This window comes from Streptomyces sp. IBSBF 3136, assembly GCF_036815105.1.
Classification (GTDB): domain Bacteria; phylum Actinomycetota; class Actinomycetes; order Streptomycetales; family Streptomycetaceae; genus Streptomyces.
Genome location: NZ_JAJSZC010000109.1, coordinates 10,988 through 33,913, shown reverse-complemented (window position 1 = coordinate 33,913; position 22,926 = coordinate 10,988). Strand labels below are relative to the sequence as shown.

Below are 22,926 nucleotides of genomic sequence, written 5' to 3'. Positions count from 1 at the left end.
GGCGGACGGTCATTCGCCGCGCCACCAGCGCAGCAGACGGTGCCACAGGGTGTCCCGGCGGGCGGGCTCCGGCGCCGCCGGGGCGGGCTCCACCGGGGCCTCGGGCGGTGCCACCGGCCGGGGGTCAGGGGCCGGCGCCGGGTCGGTGTGCAGGGTGCCGATCTGCCAGGTGGAGCGCTGGGGCGGGATGGGTGAGGAACTGGGCGGCAGGCCCACGTCCTGCTGGGGCTTGGGCTCGAAGCGGACCGGCAGGGCCACCAGGTGCCGCGAGGCGATCGAGGACCGCCAGCGCAGGTCCTCCTCGGGGCAGTCGAGCCGGATGTCGGAGAGCCGCGTCAGCAGGGCGTCCACACCGACGTCGGCGATGGCCCGGCCGATGTCCTGACCCGGGCACTCGTGCGGGCCGCCACCGAAGGCCAGGTGGGAGCGGTTGCCCTGCATGTTGGCCGACAGGTCCGGCCGCACCCGGGGGTCCACGTTGCCCGGGGCCGGTGCGAAGAGCAGCCCGTCGCCCTTGCGGATGCGCTGGCCGCCCAGCTCCGCGTCCTGCTTGGCGAAGTAGCCGAAGACGGTGCTGAACGGCGGCTCGTCCCACAGGGACTGCTCGATCGCCTCCGGCACGGTCATCTGGCCCCCGTTGAGCTGGGCGCGGAAGCCCGGCTCGGTGAGGACCATGCGCAGCGCGTTGGCGAGCAGGTTGGCGGTCGCCTCGTAGGCGGCGAAGAGGACCAGGCGCAGGTGCTCGCGGACCTCGTCGTCGCTCAGCCCGGCGGGGTGGGTGATCAGGTGGCTGGTGAAGTCGTCGTCGGGCCTGGCCCGCCGCCGGGTGGTGAGCCGGCTCAGCGCGTCCATGACGTAGCCGTGGCTCTCGATGGCGGTCTCGGTGCCCTTGAGCGCGTCCCGGGCGGCCTGCACCATCCGGTCGTTGTACTCCTCCGGCATGCCGAGGATCTCGCACATGACCGCCATCGGCAGGTGCTCGGCGAACTGGGAGACGAGGTCGGCATGGCCGCGTTCGCAGAACTCGTTGACCAGTTCCTGCGTGTGGCGGCCGATGTGACGGCGCATGCTGCGGTGGTCGATGGTCGACATGGCACCGGTGACCGCCGCGCGCAGCCGCTGGTGCTCGTCGCCCTCGGCGTGCGAGCAGATGGGCTGCCAGGCGATGTGCGGCATGAGCGGGTGGTCGGGCTTGACCATGCCCTCCTGCAGCGGGGTCCAGATCCGGCTGTCGCGGCAGTACTGGGAGGGGCTGCGCACCAGGTGCAGGTTCTCGGCGTGCCCGAGCACCACCCACATCGGTACGTCGTCGTGCAGGAGTACGGGCGCGACGGGCCCGTGCTCCTCCCGCAACCGCTCATAGAGGTCGCCGAGTTCCTCCACGTCGGGGCCGTAGAGCCGGTGCAGTCCCCCGGGCCCCAGGCCGTGCGCCGGGCAGCCCGGCGGTGGGCCGGAGGTGGGGTCGGTGCCGGTCAGGGATTGCTGTTCTGGCGTCACAGTGTCGCTCCGGGGACGGATGATGTGCGGGGTCCGGTCGGGTGGGGGCCGGTCGGTGGGCGGTCGCGCGGGTCAGGTGAGCGCGCCGGACAGGGCGAGCGTGTGCAGGAAGCGCATGAGGGCCATCAGCACGTCCCTGCTGGAGGCGCGGCGGCGCACGTCGCACTCCATGATCGGCACGTCCGGGGCCAGGTCGAGCGCGGTACGCAGCTCCTCGACCGGGTAACGGGGGGCGTCCGGGAAGGAGTTGACGGCGACGACGAAGGGCACGCCGCGTTCCTCCAGGCGCCCCATGACGTCGAAACTGACCTCCAGGCGCCGGGTGTCGACGAGGACGACCGCGCCGAGCGCACCCTCGAACAGGCCGTTCCACAGGAACCAGAAGCGCTCCTGGCCGGGGGTGCCGAAGAGGTAGAGCACCAGCTTGTCGGTGATGCTGATGCGGCCGAAGTCCATGGCCACGGTGGTGGCCGTCTTGGAGTCGGAGCCGTAGTCGTCGTCGACGCCGATCCCGGCCTGCGTCATGGTCTCCTCGGTGGTCAGCGGCCTGATCTCGCTGACGGAGCCGACCATGGTGGTCTTGCCCACGCCGAAGCCGCCCACGATCACGATCTTCACCGCGGCCTGCGCCGTGTGCGGGAGGTGGTCCTCCCTGCGCGGGCCGGGGATCGTGTCAGAGCCGTTGAAGTCCATGCATCACCGCTTCGAGGAGTGACCGGTCGGGGAGCGCCTGGCGGACGATCGGGGCGCGCGCCCGCACCAGTTCGTTCGTGATCAGCTCGGTGATCAGGACGGTCATCGCGCTGAACGGCAGGCTGAGATAGGCCGAGAGCTCGGCCACGGACAGGGGGGAGGTGCACAGCCGCAGCACGGCCGCCTCCTCCGGTGTGGCGGAGGGCGGCGGCGCGCCGCGCGCCACGATCAGGGTGACCAGGTCGAGTTCGGCCCGCCCGCCGTCGGCGCTGCCGGCGATGGTGTAGAGCCGCTCGGGGTTCCTGGGCGTCCCCTCGCCCCCCACCGGTTTCCTGGGCGGGGGCGGCGGGGGCGGCAGGTGCTGCCGGCGCCGTTTGCGTCGCGGAGGAGTCATACGGTCTGCCCGTTGCGTCGCGGCGGACTGGTGAGATGGGCGCCGATCCGGACGACGAGGTCGCGCATCATGCCGCTCATCCGGCCGGGTTCGCAGGTGACGTCGGCGAGCACCGCGAGGTAGGCGTTGGCGCCGGCGTTCATGAGGTAGAAGTAGCCGCCGTCGATCTCGATGACGACGAGCTTCATGTCGCCCGCGCCGGGGATCTCCTGGATGATGGCGCCGGCCAGGCTCTGCATGCCCGCGCAGGCGGCGGCCACCCGGTCGGCGGCGTCGGGGTCGCCGCCGTAGCGGGCGATGCGCAGTCCGTCGGCGGACAGCACCACGATCATCTCGATGCCCGGCACGCCGTCGTTCAACTGCTTGAGCATCCAGTCGAAGTTCGCTCGCTGCTGGATCACTTGAGGTCTCCCTCGTCGTCGGCCTCGGTGGTGGCCCCGGGGGCCGGGTCCGAATCGTTGAGCAAGTGCAGATACGCGGTCGGGTTCCGCGTGAAGTCGGTGAGCTCGGCCGCGGTGGCGTCCTCGGGCATGCCCTTGCGCAGGCCGTCCCAGAAGGCGTCGACCCACATGCCGGGCGGCCGGTCCCTGAGCTTCTGGCGCTCGGGATCGATCTCGGGCTCCGGTTCGGGCCGGGGCTGGGACCAGATGGTCGGCCTGCCCTCGCGCTCGGCGCGCTCGATGGCGGCCTGTTCGGCGACCCTCTGGTGCATCGGGGTCTTCACCCGGCTGCGGCGCTGGGGCAGGCCGCCCGCCGTCCACTCGGTGACCTCGGGGACGTCGTCCTCCATGGAGATACCGGCGGGGATGCGCGGGCTGGTGGGGCGGCGCTTCTTGGGCGGGCGCTTCGGGCCCTCGACGGCGCCGAGTTCGGGCTGCGGCACGGCGGTGGCGCCGATGCCGTGGGCGGCGCCGACACCGGGCTCGGTGGTGGTCATGCCGCGCGGGACGACGAGGATCGCGCGGACGCCGCCGTAGGCGGAGGCACGCAGCGAGACCTGCATGTCGAAGCTCTTGCAGAGGCGGCCGACGACGGCGAGGCCGAGGCGCGGGCTGGAGCCGAGGTTCTCGGCGTCGTCGCCCGCCATGGCGTCCGTGATCGCCTTCTCGATCCGGGCCCGGGACTCCTCGCTCAGGCTGACGCCGGCGTCCTCGATCTCGATGACGAGGCCGCTCTGCACCTCGGCGGCGGTGACGTGCACCTTGGTGGACGGCGGCGAGTAGCGGGTGGCGTTGTCCAGCAGTTCGGCGGCCGCGTGAATGATCGGCTCGACCGAGGTGCCCTTGATGTTGATGTTGACGATGGAGTTCAGCTCGATGCGCCGGTACTCCAGGATCCGGGACATGGCGCCGCGCAGCACGCTGTACAGCGACACGGGCAGCGGCCACTGACGGCCGGGACGGCCGCCGCCGAGCACGGAGATGGAGTCCGCGAGGCGGCCGATCAGCGCGGTGCCGTGGTCGATGCGCAGCAGGTCGTCGAAGACCTCGGGGTTGCGGCCGTGGTCCTCCTCCATCTCGCGCAGTTCGTTGGCCTGCTGGTGGACGATGGCCTGGACGCGGCGGGCGATGCTGACGAAGGACCGCTCGGTGGCGTCGCGCATCGAGATCTCGTGGTCGGCGCCGCGCAGCGCGTTGCGCAGCAGGGTGCGCTGGGAGTCGGGCATGTGGCGCAGTTCGGGGTCGAGGTCGACGACCTTGCGCATCACCTCCCGCAGCGGCTCCCCGGCCCGCAGCCGGCGCAGTCCGAGGGAGAGGACGTCGGTGCCGAGGCGGACGATGTCCGCGTCGTGGGCGGCGAGGCGGCGTTCCAGATACGCGGTGTGACGGGCGTGCTCGGCCTGCGCCTCGCGGAGCGCGCGTCCGCGGCGGACGGCTTCGGCGGCCGTGGCGAGGACCAGCAGCAGGGCCACGGCCCCGCACCCGCCGACGGCGATCCGGGCCGGGGCCGGGACCAGGGCGACCGCGGCCCCGGCCGCCGCGGCCATCACTATGGCGGGCAGCAACAGCACACGCGCGTAAGGACGTTCACGGCCACCGGGAGGCTTTTGAACACTCACCATGGATGCCTTCTGAGACGGATCGGCTGGGTGTCGGGGGAGCTCGTGGGGGGAATGTTCCCGGAACTGGCGGGACCTTCGGGAAGTTTGGGAACAGGCGCACGAATTCACCTCAACTCGGTGCGCCGCGGGCGAGCTTAGTCCGACCGGAACATCGCCGTGTCATATTCGGCAAGCACCTGAATTCGCCCATGCCCCAGGAGTACGCTCGAATCCATTTACACGCACGGCAGTTATTCGAACACCAGGAGTGACGGCGTTCGGGCATGCGAGGGTGACTCACCGTGAGGAGTGAACGGGGCACTCGGGTGGGCCCGGCGCCCGGCGCACGCGGGCGAGGCGCATGAAAAACCGGACCGCCCTTGAGGGCGGTCCGGTCGCTCGCCACGGCACCGGCGCACCGGCGTGCCGAAGGGGGCGCGGGAAGGCGCGCGCGCCGGCCGGGCGCGCCCGCGCCCGGCCGCCCGGCTTCACCCGACGGACGAGTAGGCCACCACACCCCGCAGCAACTGCTCCACCGCCTTGCGGGCGGCCTTCGCGACGGTCGAGCCCCCGGTGGGGGCCGCGGCGGAGATCTGCCCGAGCACGTCGATGACCTGCTTGCACCAGCGCACGAAGTCGCCGGCCGGCATCTCCGCCTCGCGCAGCACCTCGTCCAGCCCCTTGCCGGAGGCCCACATGTAGGCGGCCCAGGCGAAGCCGAGATCGGGCTCACGCTGCCCGACGCCTTCCGTCTGGTTGATCCGGAAGTCCTCCTCCACGGCGTCGAGGCGGCCCCAGATGCGGACCATCTCGCCGAGCGCGGCCTTCGCCTTGCCGGACGGCAGCTTGGGCGCCATGGCGTCGTCCCCGACCCGCGCCTCGTACACCAACGCCGAGACGCAGGCCGCCAGTTCGGCCGGGCCGAGATCCTCCCAGACGCCCTCGCGCAGGCACTCGCTGGCCAGCAGGTCGAGTTCGCCGTAGAGCCGCGCCAGCCGCTTGCCGTGCTCGGTGACCTCGTCGCCGCGCAGGTAGTCCAGCTCGGTCAGCAGCGCCACGATCCGGTCGAAGGTGCGCGCGATGGTGTTCGTGCGGCCCTCGATACGGCGCTCCAGCTGCGAGGTGTCGCGCATCAGGCGGTGGTACCGCTCGGCCCAGCGGGCGTGGTCCTCACGGTCGTCGCAGCCGTGGCAGGGGTGGGACCGGATCGCCGTGCGCAGCCGGGCGATCTCGCGGTCGTCGGCGGCCTGCGAGCGCTTCTTGCGGGCCCGCTCCGGCGGGATGTGCCCGGCCTTGGTGCGCAGGGCGGAGGCGAGGTCCCGGCGGGACTGCGGGGAGCGGGGGTTGAAGGACTTCGGGATGCGCATCCGGTCGAGCGCCTCGACCGGCACCGGGAAGTCCATCGACGCCAGCCGCTTGACCTGCCGCTCCGCGGTCAGCACCAGCGGGCGCGGGCCGTCCTGGTGGTCGAAGCCGCGGTGGCCGTTGGAGCGGCCGGCGGGCAGGCCCGGGTCCAGCACCAGCGCCAGGCCGGCGTACTTGCCCGTGGGCACGTGGATGACGTCGCCCGGCTTGAGCCGCTCCAGGGCGACCGCGGCCTCCGTGCGACGGCTGGCCGCGCCCTGCCGGGCCAGCTCGGTCTCCCGGTCCTTCAGCTCGCGGCGCAGCCGCGCGTACTCCTCGAAGTCGCCGAGGTGGCAGGTCATGGAGGCCTTGTAGCCCTCCAGGCCCTCCTCGTTGCGCTGCACCTGGCGGGAGATGCCGACGACCGACTTGTCGGCCTGGAACTGCGCGAAGGAGGTCTCCAGCAGCTCCCGCGAGCGGTGCCGGCCGAACTGCTCGACCAGGTTGACCGCCATGTTGTACGAAGGCTTGAAGCTGGAGCGCAGCGGATAGGTGCGGGTGCCCGCGAGGCCGGCCAGGTGCTCCGGGCTCATGCCGCGCTGCCAGAGCACCACGGCGTGGCCCTCGACGTCGATGCCACGCCGTCCCGCGCGGCCCGTCAGCTGCGTGTACTCGCCGGGGGTGATGTCGGCGTGCTGCTCGCCGTTCCACTTGACGAGCTTCTCCAGCACCACCGAGCGGGCGGGCATGTTGATGCCGAGCGCGAGGGTCTCGGTCGCGAACACGGCCTTGACGAGACCCCGTACGAACAGCTCCTCCACGACCTCCTTGAAGGTCGGCAGCATGCCCGCGTGGTGGGCGGCGATGCCGCGCTCCAGGCCCTCCAGCCACTCGTAGTAGCCGAGGACGTGCAGGTCCTCCGTCGGGATGGCGGCGGTGCGCTCCTCGACCAGCGCGCGGACCCGCTCGCGTGCCTCTTCGTCGTTGAGCCGCAGGCCCGCGTACAGGCACTGCTGGACGGCGGCCTCGCAGGCGGCACGGCTGAAGATGAAGGTGATCGCGGGCAGCAGCCCCTCGGCGTCGAGGCGCTCGATGACCTCGGGCCGGCCCGGCGTCCACACCCGGGAGCGCTGTCTGCGCTCCCGCTCCCGGTCGGCCTCGCGCATCGCCCGGCCGCGCCTGCGGTCCTGGTACGACGGCCGGCTCGCCTCCATGCGGGCCAGCCGGACGAGATCGGGGTTGACGGCCCGGCGGTGGCCCTCGCCCTCCTCGAACAGGTCGTACATCCGGCGCCCGGCGAGCACGTGCTGGAACAGCGGCACGGGCCGGTGCTCGGAGACGATCACCTCGGTGTCGCCGCGGACGGTGTCCAGCCAGTCGCCGAACTCCTCGGCGTTGGACACGGTCGCCGACAGCGACACCAGGGTCACCGACTCGGGCAGGTGGATGATCACCTCTTCCCAGACGGCGCCCCGGAAGCGGTCGGAGAGGTAGTGCACCTCGTCCATGACCACGTAGCCGAGGCCGAGGAGGGTCTGGGAACCGGCGTACAGCATGTTCCGCAGCACCTCCGTGGTCATCACGACCACGGGGGCGTCGGAGTTGACGCTGTTGTCGCCGGTGAGCAGGCCCACCTGCTCGGTGCCGTAGCGCCGGCACAGGTCGGCGTACTTCTGGTTCGACAGCGCCTTGATGGGTGTGGTGTAGAAGCACTTCTTGCCCTGCAGCAGGGCGAGGTGGACGGCGAACTCGCCCACGATCGTCTTGCCCGAACCGGTGGGGGCGGCCACCAGCACGCCCTTCCCCGCCTCGAGCGCCTGGCAGGCCTCGATCTGGAAGGGGTCGAGGCCGAAGTCGTACATCTCGCGGAAGGACGCGAGCGCGGTGGCCTGCTCGGCTGCCCGTCGCCGGGCTGCCGCGTACCGCTCGGCCGGTGAGAGGTCCTCTGTCATCGTGCTTTCGAGCGTACCGGGCCCCACTGACAACAGGACGATCATTATCCGGAACGTGCGCTGATCGACAAAGACGGCTGCCCCCGCCGGTCAGGGCGGGAGCAGCCGTCGTACACCGTGCGGTGGGCGGGCCTCAGGTCACGTCGTCGTAGCCGTTGACCCGGTCCGTGGTCGTCTGTTCGGGGAGCCGGCCGGCGGAGACGGGCTCGACCTCGCCGATCGCCGCCGGGGTGAGGTCCAGCTCGGACGCCTCGTCGTCACCGGGGCCGTCGGCCTCGCGGCGGGCCCGGCGTCGGTCGTTGATCAGCGCGATGGCCACGGCGATGAAGTACAGGCCCCAGATCGGCGCCGCGAGCGCCAGCATCGTCATCGGGTCCGGGCTGGGCGTGGCCACCGCGGCGAAGGCGGTGATGCCGACGACCATGCCGCGCCACCAGCCCAGCATCCGCCCGCCGGACAGGACCCCGGTGAGGTTGAGCATGACCAGCAGCAGGGGCATCTCGAAGGCGAGGCCGAAGACGACGACCATGCGCGTGACCAGGTCCAGCAGGTCGTCCAGCGGCAGCAGGTTCTCCGCGCCGGAGGGCGTCAGGTCGATCATCACCCGTGCCGTGGTGGGCAGCACGTGGAAGGCGAGGTAGCCGCCGCCGAGGAACAGCGGGAAGCCGAAGCCGACGAACGCGTAGGCGTACTTCTTCTCGGTGCGGTGCAGGCCCGGGGCGACGAACGCCCAGAGCTGGTAGAGCCAGACCGGCGACGCGAGCACGACACCGGTCATCAGCGCGACCTTCAGCGCCAGCGTGAACGGTGCCAGCAGGCCGCTGACCGTGATGTGCGCGCAGTGGACGTTCTTGGAGTCGGCCAGCTCACCGAAGGACTGGTGGCAGCCGATCTCGTCCAGCACCGGCTCGGTGATGAAGTTGATGATGTCCCTGTAGAAGAACGCCGCCACGATCGTGACGACCACGATCGCCAGGACACCCTTCGCGAGCCGGTTGCGCAGCTCACGCAAGTGCTCCGCGAGCGGCATCCGCCCCTCGGGATCCTTCTCCTTCTTGCGGGCAGACTTGAGCAACCCACATCCTCATCTCGTGCAGCGGACCGGACCGACCCGGCCCTCGCGTCAGCGCTGGGTCGTGTCCGTCGGCTCGTTGACCGGGCGTGAGCTGGTCACGTCGCCGGGGGCGGCCTGGATCGTGCGCTGCGCCGGAGCGGGGTCCTCGGTGGACTGGGCGGTGCCGGAGGGCTGCTTGCCCTCGTCCTTCATCGCCTTGGCCTCACTCTTGAGGATGCGAGCGGACTTGCCCAGCGAGCGCGCCATGTCCGGGAGCTTCTTGGAACCGAATACGAGGAGGATGACCAGGACGAGGAGCAGCAGGTGCCACGGCTCAAGTCCGTTGCGGAACATAAATCTTCACCTTCTCACCGAGGCGGGCATGTCCGACAGGTCAGACACTTGTCCGAACGTCTTGCTGGCTGCGATCGTAACGCGTCGGGGTGAACGCGGGACAATCCCCGGGCGTACTCCTGCTCTGCGGACCGCGCCTCGTTTCCGGGCCGCGACCAGCAGCGTACCTGGCTGGGTGGCAAAGGTGACAGAGTGATGTAACGGACCGCGCACGCCCACTCGCGAGGCGCAGGCCCCGGGTGCCCGCCACCGCTCGTTCACAGGGTGTCGACGGCCCGGGCCGTGCTCACCGCCGCCCGCTCCAGGTCCTCGGCCGCCCGGTTGATGCGGCGCGCGGAGTCCGCCACCTGCTGCCCGAGGCGCTTCGCCTCCAGGAACACCCGGACGGCGAGCACCCCCAGGACGGCGAGACCCAGGAAACCCACGGCTACCGCGAACATCGGCCAGAACATGACGCCGAGCCTAGACGGTCCTACACCGTGGAGTGCAGCCGCAGGGTCCGGACGCCGCCGCCGGTCAGCAGCTCGACGACGCGCTCCCCCGCGGGCTTGCGCACCGCGATCCCGCAGTCGGGGCAGGTGAAGGAGTAGAACGTGGTCCGGCTCGAGGCGCCGATGGCCAGGCGCAGGGCGCCCGCGGCGAGTTCGAACCGGCCCCGGCAGTCCGGGCAGCCGGCCCTGAAGACCACCGGGACGACTCTTCTCATCCCGGCGAAGGCCGCCGCCGCCGTCATTTCCCTCGGACCCCTCGCACCGGACACCGGAGACTCGCTCAACGCCCTAGCTCCTCTTTTCCTGGTCGGCCTGCCCGCCCCCGGCACCGTGCGCCGCGCCCGTCGGGCCCTCGTACGCCGCCAGTGCGTCGCGGGCCGCCCGGCGCGCGCTGTCGGTCAGCTCGGGCGGCGAGACGATCCGGCCGTCGCGGCCGAGGCGCAGGGCCAGCCGGCGCAGGGAGGCCGGGTCGGGGGTGCGCAGAGTGATACGCAGCCCGCCGTCGGGAAGCTCATCGGCGCTGTCGTGCGGGTAGTACTCGGCCACCCAGCGGCCACCCGGCCCGACCTCGATCACGACCTCCGGGTCCTCGGCGGCCGGCTGGACCAGTGCCTCGGACAGGTCCCGCAGCTCTATCTCCGGGGGCGCCGAGGGCTCGTCGAGGATCTTGATCTCGGCGACCCGGTCCAGCCGGAAGGTGCGCCGGGCCTCGGAGCGGCGGCACCAGGCCTCGACATAGGTGTGGCCGACGCTGACCAGGCGGATGGGGTCGATCTCGCGCTCGGTGACCTCGTCGCGCGCGGGCGAGTAGTAGCGGATCCACAGCCGGCGGCGTTCGGAGATGGCCCGGTCGACGTCGGCGAAGACGCCGCCCTCGGACTCGAAGGTCACCGAGAGCCGGGCGCTGGCGCCGGCCGCCTCGCCGGCCGCGGTCTCCACCTTGGCCGTGGCCCGCAGCAGGGCCTGCCGGTCGCTCTCGCGCAGGCCGGGCAGGGTGGACACCGCGCGGGCGGCCACCAGCAGGGCCGTGGCCTCGTCGGCGGCGAGCCGCAGCGGCTCGGCCGCCTCCTCGCCGAGCGCCGCCGGGTTGTGCCACCAGATGCGCTCGCCGTCGGTGTCGATGTCGAGCAGGTCGCCGCCGCGGAAGCTGGTGCCGCACATCGGCAGCAGATCGAGGTCGGAGACGAGTTCGTCCTCGGTGATGCCGAAGGCGCGCGCGACGTCGGCGATCCGGGCGCCGGGGCGCTCCCTGAGGTACGTGACCAGGGAGAGCATCCGCCGGGTCTGGTCGATGGCGTTCACGGGCCTGACCGGTTTGCCTGCCATGATGATGCTCCGCTCCCCCTCAGCCCTTGGCGACGGCGCGCAGCCGGTCCACCACGTCGGCCCGCAGCTCGGCCGGCTCCAGCACGACCACGTCCGGCCCGAACTCCACCAGCCAGGCGTCCAGGCCGTGCCCGTACGGAATCTCCAACTCGTCCCAGCCGTCGCCGAGTTCACGCACCCTGGTGGCCTTCGCCCGCAGCGGGTAGCCGGAGCCGGTGCGCAGCCGGATCAGCGCCGTGCCGTCGGCGATCTCGCCCGCCCAGCTCGCCACGGTCTCCCGGACGGTGACGACGTCGGGGACGGGAGCGGTGAAGGCGGCCCCGCGGGAGCGGACCCGGCCGGTGATGCGGGAGAGCCGGAAGACCCGCTCGGCACCCCGGTCGCGGTCCCATCCGGCCAGGTACCAGTGGCCGCGCCAGCACTCCAGCGCCCAGGGTTCGACGTGCCGGGGCTCGGGGTGGACGGCGGAGGCCTTGCGGTAGTCGAAGGCGACCGGGCGGCGGTCGCGGCAGGCGAGCATCAGCGGCTCGAAGGCGGCCTCGTGCACCGGGATGCGCGGCTCCAGGGCGCCGTGCGCCTCGTAGGGGTCGACGTCCTCGGGCAGGCCGGCCGCGCGCAGTTTCTGCAGGGCGCCGCTGGCCGCGCCGGCCAGCCGGGCCTGCTGCCAGACCTTGGCGGCCAGGCCGAGGGCGGCGGCTTCCTCGGCGTCCAGGGTGATCGGCGGCAGTCGGTTGCTGTCGCGGCGGGCGAGATAGCCCACCTCGCCGTCGAGGTTCTCGACGGTCTCGATGACCAGACCCAGCTCGCGCAGGTCGTCCTTGTCCCGCTCGAACATCCGGTTGAAGGAGTCGTCGCTGCTCGCCGCGCCCTTGTCCGGCCTCGACGCCTCGACGTAGGCCTCGATGGAGTCGCGCAGCTCGCGCTTGCTGAGCGGCCGCCGGGTCCCGAGCAGACACAGCGCGAGGTTCATCAGCCGCTCGGCCTTGGCAATGGCCATCGACGCCCTTCACCTTCCCTATGGTGCTTACGGACGATGACCGTACCGCCCCACCGGTGCGGGGCAAAGCCGAGGGCCCACGCCTGGACAGGCGTGGGCCCCAGGTGATCGGGTCCGGTCGGAACCCGTCAGCGGACTGTACGACGATCAGACCGCGATCAGGTCGACCACGAAGATCAGGGTCTCGCCGGGCTTGATCGCCGGGGTCGGGCTCTGGTTGCCGTAGGCGAGGTGCGCCGGGATGGTCAGCTGGCGGCGGCCACCGACCTTCATGCCCTGCACGCCCTGGTCCCAGCCCTTGATGACACGGCCGCCGCCCAGCGGGAAGCGGAACGGGGTGCCGCGGTTCCAGCTGGCGTCGAACTCCTCGCCGGTGCTGAAGGCCACGCCGACGTAGTGGACGGTGACGGTCTGGCCCGCCTGGGCCACCTCGCCGTCGCCCTCCCAGATGTCCTTGATCTCGAGGTCCGCCGGCGGCTCGCCGCCCGGGAAGTCGATCTCGGGCTTCTCGATGCTCACGTCAAAAGCTCCTGCTTGTGTACGACACGAAACACGGACAGTCTGTCATCTTCGCAGGTCTGGTGGCGCCGGGACGGGCGCGCCACGGACCCGCTACATCGCGGCGAGGATGTCCACCGAGAACACCAGCGTGGAGCCCTTCTTGATGGCTCCCCCGCTCGGCGGGTTGTCCCCGTAGCCAAGGTCCGGCGGGACGACGACCAGAACCCTGCTGCCGACCTTCTTGCCGGTCAGCCCCTGCGGCAGACCCTTGACGACCTGCTGCATCTGCTCCAGCGAGAACTGGCTGAGCCGACCGGAGCCGTACGTCTGCTCGAACGTCTTGCCGCTGTCCCAGACGATGCCCTTGAACTGGCACAGGATCGCCTGGTCCGCCTTCAGCTCGGGGCCGTCGCCCTCCAGGACGTAGGCCGACACCAGCTTCTTCGGCGGGGCGGTCTTCGGGACGGTGATCGAGGGGGCCTCGCCGTTGGTGTTGGTGCCGACCTTCGGCAGGGCGGCGTCGGTCTGCGGGACCTCCGTGCCCTTGGCGGAGCTCTTGGAGTTGAAGGAGTCGATCACGTCGATGACGAAGACCAGGGTGTCGGTGCCCTTGATGCCCGCCTGCGCGTTCCCCGACTTGCCGTAGCCCCAGGTGGGCGGGACGGCGATCTGGACCCGGCTGCCGGTCTTCTTCCCCGCGAGGGCGTAGCGCCAGCCGTCGATGATGCTGCCCTGGGCGAGCTGGATGACCAGCGGGCTCTTGCGGTCGTAGGAGTTGTCGAAGACCTTGGCCGTGCTCCAGATCTGGCCCAGGTAGTTGGCCTGGATGAAGTCGTTCTCCGCGACCGTGCGGCCGCTGCCCGCGATCACCGTCTTCACCGCGAGGTCCTTGGACGGCTCGCCCGGCCCCTTCGCGACCGTGGGCTTCTCGTCGAACTTGGTGCCCGCCGTGATCGCCGGCAGCGGCCCGTCAACGATCTTGGGCGGGGGCGGGGCGGACGCCGAGGCCGACGGTGACGGCGAGGGCGCGGCCTTGCTCGAGTCGGACTTGCCGTCGCCGCATCCGGCGAGCGTGGCGAGCCCGGCGGGCACGGCTGCGAGGAGGAGTGAGCGTCGGCGCACGGAGATGCCTCGTAATCGGTCGATCTTGTGGACTGGCGTGCGCGCAACTCTACGGCGTGACACGGGCGCCGTACGGGAAACGTACGGCGCCCGTGTGGCGCTCCGGCATTCCTGCCCGGAACCGCTTGACTCGTGGGCCTTTCGCTACATTCCGGCGATCAGCTTCTCCACCCGGTCGTCCACCGAACGGAACGGGTCCTTGCACAGGACGGTGCGCTGCGCCTGGTCGTTGAGCTTCAGGTGCACCCAGTCGACGGTGAAGTCCCGGCGCTGTTCCTGGGCCCGGCGGATGAAGTCGCCGCGCAGCCGGGCCCGAGTGGTCTGCGGGGGAACCGACTTGCCTTCGAAGATCTTCAAGTCGTTGCAGATCCGGGTGGCTTGGCCCTTCTTCTCCAGCAGGTAGTACAGGCCACGACGGCGGTGGATGTCGTGGTAGGCGAGGTCTATCTGGGCGACCCGCGGGTGCGACATGGTCATGTTGTGCTTGGCCCGGTACCGCTCGATGAGCTTGTACTTCATGACCCAGTCGATCTCGGTGCCGATGCGGTCCAGTTCCTCGGTCTCGATCGCGTCGAGGGTGCGGCCCCACAGCTCCAGGACCTGCGCGACGGTGCCGGTGCGGATGCCGCGGCGGTCGCAGAAGTCCACGGCCTTGTCGAAGTACTCGCGCTGCACCTCCAGCGCGGAGGCCTCCCGGCCGCTGGCCAGGCGCACCTTGCGCCGGCCGGTGATGTCGTGGCTGACCTCGCGGATCGCCCGGATCGGGTTCTCCAGGGTGAGGTCGCGCATGACGGTGCCCGCCTCGATCATGCGCAGCACCAGGTCGGTGGCGCCGACCTTCAGCAGCATGGTCGTCTCGGACATGTTCGAGTCGCCCACGATGACGTGCAGGCGGCGGTAGCGCTCGGCGTCCGCGTGCGGTTCGTCGCGGGTGTTGATGATGGGCCGGGAGCGGGTCGTCGCCGAGGAGACGCCCTCCCAGATGTGCTCCGCGCGCTGGCTGACGCAGTAGACGGCGCCGCGCGGGGTCTGCAGGACCTTGCCCGCACCGCACAGCAGTTGCCTGGTCACCAGGAAGGGGATGAGAATGTCCGCGAGCCGGGAGAACTCCCCGTGCCGGGCCACCAGATAGTTCTCGTGGCAGCCGTAGGAGTTGCCCGCCGAGTCGGTGTTGTTCTTGAAGAGGTAGACATCGCCTGCGATTCCCTCCTCGTGCAGGCGTCGTTCCGCGTCCACCAGGAGTCCTTCGAGAATGCGCTCGCCGGCCTTGTCGTGGGTGACCAGTTCGGTCACGTTGTCACATTCGGGTGTCGCGTATTCCGGATGTGATCCCACGTCGAGATAGAGCCGGGCGCCGTTTCGCAGAAAGACATTGCTACTGCGGCCCCATGACACGACACGGCGGAAGAGGTACCGCGCCACCTCGTCAGGAGACAGGCGGCGCTGTCCCCTGAACGTGCACGTGACGCCGTACTCGTTCTCCAGCCCGAAAATGCGGCGGTCCATGACTGAACATTACGCCCGATCCCCTGAGCTGAAACGGGGTTCGACAGCACGATTTGGATCATTTTCCGATGAAGCCGCAACGACCCCGCCTCGCACGGGAGCTGCGAGGACCCGTCCGGTGGCGAGCAGGACCAGCAGGGACACGGCCCCGGCGGCGGCCGGCAGCGCGAATCCCCACAGCGCGCCACCGGTCTGGACGACCGGGCCCGCGAGGCCCGTTCCGACCGAGGCGCCCACGGTGAACGTCGTCACCAGCCAGGAGAACGCCTCGGTGACCGTGCCGCTCGGCGCGTGCCGGTCGACGATGATGAAGGCGCAGGCGATGCAGGGCGCGAGGAAGATTCCGGCGACCAGGGTGAGCAGCACCATGGCGACCGTGTCCGGCATCAGTGTGAGCGGCAGGTAACAGACCGCCAGAAGGGCCACCAGGAGCCGCAGTCGCCGTTCGGGGGTGCCGCCCCACTGGCGGGCCCCGTAGACGGTGCCGCCGACGAGCGCCCCGAGGCCGAGCGCGGCCATCAGCCAGCCGTAGACGGCGTCGCCGCCGTGGTCGTCGGCGTAGGGCACGGAGGCGACGGTGATGGAGCCGAGCGCGATGCCGATGAACAGGAAGGCGCCGAGCAGCGCGAGCAGGCCGGGCGAGCGCAGGGCGCCCAGCCAGTGCGCCTCGCGGGGTGCCGAGCGCCACGCGCGCGAGGGCGGCGAGACGACCACCGAGAGGGCGCCGAGGACGCCGAGGGCGTTCAGCACCAGCAGGGCGGCGCGCTCCGACCACAGCGACACGCACAGGGTCACCAGCAGCGGGCCGACGGTGAACATGATCTCCTGCGCGATCGCGTCCATGGCGTACGCGGTGTGCACCTGCTCCTCGCGGCGGAGCACGGAGGGCCACAGGGCGCGCAGGCCGCCCTCGAGGGGCGGGGTGAACAGCCCCGCGGCCGCGACGCAGACGTGGGCGAGGGGCAGCGGGTCGGTGCCGGAGAAGGCGAAGGCCGTCATGGCGAGCGCCGCCAGGACGGCGGCGGGGAGCTGTACGCGCGGCTGCCCGTGCAGGTCCACGAGCCGGCCGAGGACCGGCTGGCCGACCGCGTTGGCGACGCCGTACACCGCGGCGAGCGCCCCGGCCAGGCTGTAGGTGCCGCCCTCGGCGCGGACGAACAGCACCAGGGCGATCGCGGCCGTCGCGTTGGGCAGCCGGCCCACCAGCGTGCCGGTCAGCAGCCGGGCCGCGTGTCTCGCCCTGAGGATCTCCAGGTATCCCGCGGCCATGCCCGCCTCCAAGTGTTACGTATAACCCCGCTGCTCATACGTACCATGTGCGCTGTTCACACGTCCAGACGAGCGGCAACCCCACGAAGAGGAGCAGGCCCACGGTGCCACGCAGCAGCACGCGCCCGACCAGCCGTGACGTCGCGCAGGCGGCCGGGGTGTCCCAGGCGGCCGTCTCCCTCGTACTCGGCGACAAGTGGCGCGGCCGGGTCTCCGAGGCCACCGCCGAGCGGGTCCGCGCGGCCGCGCGCGACCTGGGCTACCGGCCCAACCTCGCGGCCCGCAACCTGCGCCTCGGCCGCACCCGCACCGTCCTGCTCGTGGTGCCGGCGCTGACGACCGAGTTCTTCGCCGGCGTCTACACCGGCGCGGCACGCGTGGCGGGCCGGCACGGCTTCGGTGTCGTGCTGTACCCCTCCCCCGAGGGCATCGGCCCGGCCCGTGACCCGTTCGCCTCCGCGCAGGCCGCGCTGGACGGCGTCATCGCCTCCTCCATGGCCGCCGACGCCCTCACCGCCATCCGCGGCGACCAGCTCCCGCTGGTCATGCTGGACAGCGACCCCGAGGGCAGCCTCGGCGCCGCCACCGTGAACCTGGACATCGCCGACGGCGTCCGCCAGGTCACCGAGCACCTGCTCGGCCTCGGGCACCGCCGCGTCCTGCACCTCGCGGCCGACGTCCCCTCCTGGACCTTCGAGCTGCGCGCCCGTGAACTGGCCGCGCGCCTGGCCGCCGTCCCCGGCACCGAGATCCGCACGGCCGCGGCGCCGATCTCCATCGACGACGCGGTCGCCGCCGCCGAGGCCGCGCTCACCCGGCCCGGCCCCCGGCCGACGGCGGTGGTCTGCGACGACGACAAGCTGGCCGCCGGCGCCTACAAGGCCATACGCCGCCTCGGCCTCCGCGTCCCCGACGACATCTCCGTCACCGGCCTCGACGACCTCGCACTGGCCACCGCCCTCGACCCGGAGCTCACCACGGTACGGCTGGACGCCGAGCGCTTCGGGGAGCGCGGCATGGAGGCCCTGCTGGCGGTCCTGGACGGCCGCGAGCCCGAAGGCGGCGACATCCCCGTGCAACTGGTCGTACGAGGCTCCACCGCACCGGCGCCCACACCGGGCCCCTAGGACCGGCCGAACGCCGGAAACGGCCGACCGGCCGGGGCGCTACGTCCGGAGGCCGGGCTGCCGGTGCCCGGGCTATGACGGCTGGAGCGCTACGTCCGGAGGCCAGACCGCCGGCGGCGGAACGGCTGCGGCTGAATGCCCAGCAGCGGCGAGACGGCCGCGGCCGGAGACGAGCCCACCGGTGCCCGGGCGAGGACGGCCGGGGCTTACGCCCGAAGGCCAGGCCACTGGCAGCGGAACGGCTGCGACTGGATGCCCAGCAGCGGCGAGACGGCCGCGGCTGGAGGCCGGGCCACTATCTGGCGGCGGCGGGACGGCTGCGGCCAGAGACCAGCCCACCGGTGCCCGGGCTAGGACGGCCGAGGCGCTACGCCCGGAGGCCAGACCGCTGGCGGCGGAACGGCTGCGGCTGAATGCCCAGCAGCGGCGACACGACCGCGGCCGGAAGCCGGGCCACTATCTGGCGGCGGCGGGACGGCTGCGGCCAGAGACCAGCCCACCGGTGCCCCGGGCGAGGACGTGCCGAGGCGCTACGCCCGGAGGCCAGACCGCCGGCGGCGGAACGGCTGCGGCTGAATGCCCAGCAGCGGCGGGACGGCCGCGGCCGGAGGNCGGAGGCCAGACCGCCGGCGGCGGAACGGCTGCGGCTGAATGCCCAGCAGCGGCGGGACGGCCGCGGCCGGAGGCCGGCCCACCGGTGCCCGGCGGGCGACGGCGAGACGGCTGCCGGGCGAAGGCGGGCCACCAGCGGCCGGGCGGCGGCGAGACAACTGCGGCCGGAGACCAGGCCACCGACGGCCGGGCGGCGGGACGGCTGCGGCCGGAGGGCGGGCCACTGCTGGTCAGACGGCGGGGCGGCTGCGGCTAGGCGGCGCTCGGCCGGGCGGCTGTCGGCACCAGGCGGCTCACCGTCTCCTCCAGGCGGGGCAGAGCGCGCTGTCCCGCCAGGGCGGCCACGATGCCGAGGGCGACCCCCGCCCAGGCCATCGGGCCCAGCGGGGTGCAGCCGAACGCGCCGCTCACCCCGGGCGTCTCGATCAGCGCGACCAGGGCCAGCGCCGAGCCCAGCGCAGTGAACCGCACCAACGCGCTGTCCCGGCGGTCAAGCAGCGTCTGGACGAGCTGTGTGCCCACCACCCCGCACAGCGCCATGGTGCTGGACCGGCGCTCGGTCCCCGGCGTGAAGCGGCCCACCAGCCACGCCGTCAGCGCCCCCACGGACGTGGTCAGCGCCCGGTGCCGGATCTGCCGGATCAGCGGCTCCCCCAGCACCCCGCCGGCCACGTCCTCCGGGGACCGGGGACCCGTCTGCCGGTCGGCCTCCTGCCCGGCCTTGGGCGTCACCGCCACCGCCATCGCCGGGAACAGGTCCGTGAACAGGTTCACCAGCAGCATCTGCCGCGTCGACAGCGGCGCCCGGCCCGACACCAGCGTCCCCAGCAGCCCGAACCCCACCTCGCCGGCGTTCCCGCCGATCAGGATCGCGATGGCGTCCGCCACGCTGTGCCACAGGGCACGGCCCTCGCCGACCGCCGCGATCAGAGCGGTCAGGTCCTCGTCCGTCAGGACGATGTCGGCGGCGTTGCGGGCCGCGGCCGATCCGCGGGCGTTGATCCCCACGCCGATGTCCGCCGCCCGGATCGCCGCCGCGTCGTTCGCGCCGTCGCCCACCATGCCGACCACCCGGCCCGCGTCCCGCAGCGCCTCGACCACCTGGAGCTTCTGCTCGGGAGCCACCCGGGCCACCACGGACGCGTCCCGCAGCATCCGCGCCCGGGCCGAGCGGTCCGCCGACGCCAGCTCGTCCCCCGTCACCACCACCGGCTCCTCCGGCCAGCCGAGGCCGCGCGCGATGGCCCGCGCCGTCTGCGGATGGTCCCCCGTGAGCATGACCGGACGCACCCCGGACTCGTACAGCCCCTGCACCAGCGCCGTCGACGTCTCCCGGGGCACGTCCGAGAGGCCCAGCAGTCCCGTGAAGCGCAGTCCCCCCAGCGACTCCTCCAGGCCCGCCGCCTCGTCCTCCCCCTCGGCCAGCCGCCGCTCGGCCACGGCCAGCACCCGCAACCCGTCCCGCGCCAGGTCGTGAGCGGCGTCGGAGGCCCCCGGCGTCAAGCCCTCGCAGGCGGGCAGCACGGTCTCCGGCGCGCCCTTCACGACCAGCACCGGGGCCCCGTCGCCGACTCGTCCCACGGCGGCCGCGTAACCCCGCCCGGCCTCGAACGGCAGCCCCTCCGACTGCGCCCATCCAGGATCGGCACCGGCCGCGTCGAGCACCGCCTCGTCGGTGGCGTGCACCGGGCGCTCCGACCCGCCGTTCAGCCGGGGGCAGGCGCGCGCGGCGACCCGTACGGTCTCCTCCACCGCCGCGTCGTCCGCGGCGCTCACCCCGCCCTCGGCGTCCGACGCCCGTACCAGGCGCAGCCGGTTCTCGGTGAGCGTGCCGGTCTTGTCGAAACAGATCGTGTCCATGCGACCCAGCGCCTCCAGCGTGCGCGGGGTGCGCACGAGCACGCCGCCGCGGCTCAGCCGCCGTGCCGCCGCGAGCTGCGCCACGGTGGCCACCAGCGGCAGCCCCTCGGGCACCGCGGCGACGCCGACCGCCACCCCGCCGCTGACCGCCTCCCGGATCGGCGTACCGCGCAGCAACGCCACGCCGGTCACGGCCGCACCGCCCGCCAGCGTCCACGGCAGTGCCTTGGCGGTCAGCTCCTGCAGCCTGGCCTGCACGCCGCCCGCCGGGGGCGTCCGCGCGGCCAGATGGACGGCGCGGGCGGCCTCCGTGTGGTCGCCGGTGTCCACCACCACCGCCCTGGCCTGTCCCGCCACCACCGTCGTGCCCTCGAACACCATGCAGTGCCGGTCCGCGACCGGCGCGTGCGGCGTCGGATCGGTCTGCTTCTGGACCGGCAGCGACTCACCCGTCAACGCCGACTCGTCGACCTCCAGGCCGTCCTCCCACAGCAGGCGCGCGTCCGCCGGCACCACGTCGTCGCCCTTCAGCTCGATCACGTCACCCGGTTCGAGGCGTCCGGCGTCCACCGTGCGCGTGCCGCCGGCCGGCGCCTCGCTCTCCGGCGGCGCCACCCGCGCCTTCTGCTGCTGGTCCGCCACCAGACCGGACAGCGCCCGCTCGGCGCGCAGCCGTTGTACGCCCCCGACCAGCGCGTTCAGGTCGAGCGCTCCCAGCACGAGCAACGCGTCGACCACGGAACCGAGGATCGCCGACGCCGCCGAACCGACCGCCAGCACCGGCGTCAGCGGGTCGTGCAGCTCACCCCGCACCGCCCGGCCCAGTTCCACGGTCCACCGCGCCGGAGCGACGGCCGGGTGCCGCGTCACCGCACGGGCGGCACCCCGCATCCCCTCGCCCGCCCGCCGCAAGGGCGTGGGTGAACCGGCCTCCGACTCCCGTTCCAGCCGCTCGCGCGCCTCGCGCGGGTCCAGATCGTGCCAGTGCACCCGGGGCCGGGGCCGCGGAGCCCCCGCCATCGTCACGGACAGCGCCGCTCGCGCCCCCGACAGCAGGGCACCCGCCGCTCCCACGTCCACCGGCGCGTGCCGCAGGCCGGGCAGCACCGCGATCCGTCCACGCCCGCCGCCGGACTCACCGATGGCCACGAGCAGCCCGGACAGCGCCGCGCCCGAGCGCGCCAGCGTCTGGGAGCGGCGGCCGACCGTGCGGGCCGCCGGGACGGCCGTCAGCAGCCGCCACACGTCCTGCAGACCGTGCAGGGCCAGCACATCCGCGCCCCACACCACGGCGCCGCCCGGATCTGCCAGCGCCACCGCCACGTCGCTCGCCCGCAGCCCCGTCAGGACGTCCCGCTCCCGCGCCGAGCCCAGCCGGGCGACCGTCAGCACCGCCCGCTCGTCCTGACGCAGCTCGTACACCACGTCGTCGAACGGCCGCCTGGCGTCCACCACCTGGTCGGCCAGCCCGGTGAAGTCCTCCAGCACCGGATCGTCCACCACGACGACCCGCAGCCCGGCCCGTCGCGCCGCGTCCAGCACCGGTTCCACCCACGGGTCGGCCTCGCCGTCCGCCGCGCGCAGCGCGCTCGGATGCAGGACGACCGTGCCCACCAGCTCCAGTTGCCGCAGCCGCTCCGGATCACGGACCAGCACCCCGGAGCGGGCCAGCATGCCCCCCAGCACCGCGTGGAAGACGGCGGGCCCGTAGCGCGCCGCCTTCGGTGAACCGGCAAGCACCGCCTCCGCGGCCTCCGTCGCGTCGTGCTTGACCAGCAACGTCGCCAGCGCGCCCAGCACGCTGCCGGTCGCGGCGTGCGTCGCGTACTCCTGCGCCGGGGTCGTCCGGGGCTCCGGACGCGGCGAGCCGTCCGCGCCCACGCTCACCCGTTCCGGCGCGCACAGCTCGTCGTGAACGGCGTCGAAGGCGGCGGCCCGCGCCACCGCCTCGGCGAGCTGGCAACCGCGCAGCGACCCGTCGAGCACCAGCGACGACGGAGTCTGCCCGGCGCCGTGCGCCGCCGCGTTCACGCAGGCCAGTGCCAGATCCATGCCCGGCCCGCCGAGCGTCCCGCGCAACAGGGCACGCACCCGCGGGTTCTCCCGCAGGAACGTCACCGCCGCGGTCACCTCGCGCGGCGACGGCGGCAGCCGCAGCGCGTACGCCGTCAGCGCCGCACCCACCCCCAGCACATCCGCGGCCAGGGCCGCCGCGGCCACCCGCACCGCCACCGGGTCCGCCGGGTGCGTGATCTCCTCCGGACCCGCGTCCGCCAGCACCAGCCCGTGCCGCTCCGCCACCTCCTGCACGTGGTCCAGCACCTGGTCGACGAGCCGCTCCTCGGTGGCCGTCACCACCAGCCGCGCCAGACCCTCGTCCCAATAAGCCAGCAGCACGTCCGGGTGTTCCGCCAGGGCCGCCGCCACCCTGCGTGCCACCTGCTCCATGCCGTGCCGTGCGGCCTCACCGTCCGCCGGCCGCAGCGCCAGGTGCTGGCGGGCCCCGGCCCGCCAGCGGGCGCCGCCGCCCGGCAACGCGTTGCCGGCGACCCGCGCCACCCGCACCGTGGCGTCCGCCGTGCGCACCCCCGCGCGCGCCGTGCCCGCCGCCATCCCCGCCGCCGCGCCCACGGCGGGCGCCGCCACCCGCGCGAGCAGCCTTGGGGCCACCGGCAGGATCCGTGCGGCGGCTGAGGGCACCGAAAGGAATGTGAAGGTCATGGGGCATCCTCGGTGGCTCGTGGAGCGGTTGAGCGGTCCGGCGGTTGCCGGAGAGTCGTCAGTGG

The 22,926-nt window shown here is 72.8% G+C and carries 18 protein-coding genes; 1 reads left to right on the top strand and 17 read right to left on the bottom strand.

Going from position 1 to position 22,926, the window contains the following annotated elements; all coding sequences use genetic code 11:
* Positions 1–9: 9 nt before the first annotated feature.
* From V7E45_RS22775 to V7E45_RS22700, 16 genes are all read right to left on the bottom strand, one after another.
* Positions 10–1,497 (bottom strand): cytochrome P450, encoded by a 1,488-nt coding sequence (locus V7E45_RS22775; protein ID WP_333776051.1) that lies wholly within the window; start codon positions 1,495–1,497, stop codon positions 10–12.
* Between the two features lie 72 nt (positions 1,498–1,569).
* Positions 1,570–2,190, bottom strand: coding sequence for a GTP-binding protein (locus V7E45_RS22770; protein WP_333776050.1), 621 nt, complete (start codon positions 2,188–2,190; stop codon positions 1,570–1,572).
* Positions 2,171–2,584, bottom strand: coding sequence for a DUF742 domain-containing protein (locus V7E45_RS22765; protein ID WP_333776049.1), 414 nt, complete (start codon positions 2,582–2,584; stop codon positions 2,171–2,173). The genes V7E45_RS22770 and V7E45_RS22765 overlap by 20 nt, the downstream gene beginning before the upstream one ends.
* On the bottom strand, positions 2,581–2,985 hold the full coding sequence (locus V7E45_RS22760) for a roadblock/LC7 domain-containing protein (RefSeq protein ID WP_020938984.1): 405 nt from the start codon (positions 2,983–2,985) through the stop codon (positions 2,581–2,583). The genes V7E45_RS22765 and V7E45_RS22760 overlap by 4 nt, the downstream gene beginning before the upstream one ends.
* Positions 2,982–4,646, bottom strand: coding sequence for an ATP-binding protein (locus tag V7E45_RS22755; protein WP_333776048.1), 1,665 nt, complete (start codon positions 4,644–4,646; stop codon positions 2,982–2,984). Before V7E45_RS22755 ends, V7E45_RS22760 begins: the two co-directional genes overlap by 4 nt.
* Positions 4,647–5,113: 467 nt before the next feature.
* Positions 5,114–7,966, bottom strand: coding sequence for a DEAD/DEAH box helicase (locus V7E45_RS22750; protein WP_333776047.1), 2,853 nt, complete (start codon positions 7,964–7,966; stop codon positions 5,114–5,116).
* An 88-nt stretch (positions 7,967–8,054) separates the two neighbouring features.
* Positions 8,055–8,996, bottom strand: coding sequence for a twin-arginine translocase subunit TatC (tatC, locus tag V7E45_RS22745; RefSeq protein WP_333776046.1), 942 nt, complete (start codon positions 8,994–8,996; stop codon positions 8,055–8,057).
* 48 nt (positions 8,997–9,044) lie between these two features.
* Positions 9,045–9,329 carry a Sec-independent protein translocase subunit TatA gene (tatA, locus tag V7E45_RS22740; RefSeq protein WP_333776045.1) on the bottom strand — a complete coding sequence of 95 codons (285 nt, stop codon included), beginning with the start codon at positions 9,327–9,329 and terminating at the stop codon, positions 9,045–9,047.
* 257 nt (positions 9,330–9,586) lie between these two features.
* Positions 9,587–9,781, bottom strand: coding sequence for a hypothetical protein (locus V7E45_RS22735; protein WP_333776044.1), 195 nt, complete (start codon positions 9,779–9,781; stop codon positions 9,587–9,589).
* Positions 9,782–9,801: 20 nt separating this feature from the next.
* Complete coding sequence (locus V7E45_RS22730) at positions 9,802–10,062, bottom strand: hypothetical protein (protein ID WP_333776043.1); 261 nt, start codon at positions 10,060–10,062, stop codon at positions 9,802–9,804.
* A 46-nt stretch (positions 10,063–10,108) separates the two neighbouring features.
* Positions 10,109–11,146, bottom strand: a complete 1,038-nt coding sequence (locus V7E45_RS22725; protein WP_333776042.1) for a helix-turn-helix transcriptional regulator — start codon at positions 11,144–11,146, stop codon at positions 10,109–10,111.
* Positions 11,147–11,165: 19 nt separating this feature from the next.
* Entirely contained in the window at positions 11,166–12,143 is a 978-nt protein-coding gene (locus V7E45_RS22720) for a helix-turn-helix transcriptional regulator (protein WP_333776041.1), read from the bottom strand.
* Between the two features lie 147 nt (positions 12,144–12,290).
* A complete protein-coding gene (locus V7E45_RS22715; protein ID WP_333776040.1) occupies positions 12,291–12,662 on the bottom strand; it encodes an FKBP-type peptidyl-prolyl cis-trans isomerase in 372 nt (123 codons plus the stop codon).
* 93 nt (positions 12,663–12,755) lie between these two features.
* Entirely contained in the window at positions 12,756–13,766 is a 1,011-nt protein-coding gene (locus V7E45_RS22710) for an FKBP-type peptidyl-prolyl cis-trans isomerase (protein ID WP_333776039.1), read from the bottom strand.
* Between the two features lie 144 nt (positions 13,767–13,910).
* Complete coding sequence (gene pafA, locus V7E45_RS22705) at positions 13,911–15,272, bottom strand: Pup--protein ligase (RefSeq protein ID WP_020938995.1); 1,362 nt, start codon at positions 15,270–15,272, stop codon at positions 13,911–13,913.
* Between the two features lie 9 nt (positions 15,273–15,281).
* Positions 15,282–16,541, bottom strand: coding sequence for an MFS transporter (locus V7E45_RS22700; protein WP_333776038.1), 1,260 nt, complete (start codon positions 16,539–16,541; stop codon positions 15,282–15,284).
* A gap of 104 nt (positions 16,542–16,645) precedes the next feature.
* Here V7E45_RS22700 and V7E45_RS22695 point away from each other — a divergent pair, with 104 nt between their 5' ends.
* Positions 16,646–17,668: a LacI family DNA-binding transcriptional regulator gene (locus tag V7E45_RS22695; protein WP_333776037.1), complete on the top strand. Its 1,023-nt coding sequence runs from the start codon at positions 16,646–16,648 to the stop codon at positions 17,666–17,668.
* Positions 17,669–18,532: 864 nt separating this feature from the next.
* On the opposite strand, the gene V7E45_RS22690 is transcribed toward V7E45_RS22695, so the two are convergent.
* Complete coding sequence (locus V7E45_RS22690) at positions 18,533–22,861, bottom strand: cation-translocating P-type ATPase (RefSeq protein WP_333776036.1); 4,329 nt, start codon at positions 22,859–22,861, stop codon at positions 18,533–18,535.
* Positions 22,862–22,926 lie beyond the last annotated feature (65 nt).